This is a genomic window from Mesorhizobium sp. M1A.T.Ca.IN.004.03.1.1 (assembly GCF_003997555.1).
In the GTDB taxonomy this organism is placed as follows: Bacteria; Pseudomonadota; Alphaproteobacteria; order Rhizobiales; family Rhizobiaceae; genus Mesorhizobium.
Genome location: NZ_RZTV01000136.1, coordinates 1 through 315, shown reverse-complemented (window position 1 = coordinate 315; position 315 = coordinate 1). Strand labels below are relative to the sequence as shown.

The window sequence follows — 315 nt, the reverse complement described above, 5'->3', positions numbered from 1 at the left end:
CCATGCCGTGCATCTTCAGTTGCCGCAACATGATGACGATCGCGCCGCTTGCTGGATTATGACGCATGGCGAGCCTCCGTCTTTCTCAGGGCATCGTATCGTTCCACATTGGCCTTGGGCTCGTTGACGAGCGTCAGGGCTTGCGGCGCATCAATGGTCGGCGGCGTGAAGGATTTGCCGTCGACAAGACGATGCAGCAGGTTCAGCACATGCGTCTTGGTTGGAACGCCGGACTTCAGTGCCATGTCGACGGCCGACAGAACGGCCTGTTCATCGTGCTGAAGGACGAGCGCCAGGATATCGACCATCTCGCGG

At 59.4% G+C, this 315-nt stretch carries 1 pseudogene; it reads right to left on the bottom strand.

Annotation, left to right across the window (positions count from 1 at the left end):
* Nucleotides 1-56 precede the first annotated feature (56 nt).
* Nucleotides 57-315: pseudogene (locus EOD29_RS31030) on the bottom strand (IS21 family transposase); the annotation flags it as partial.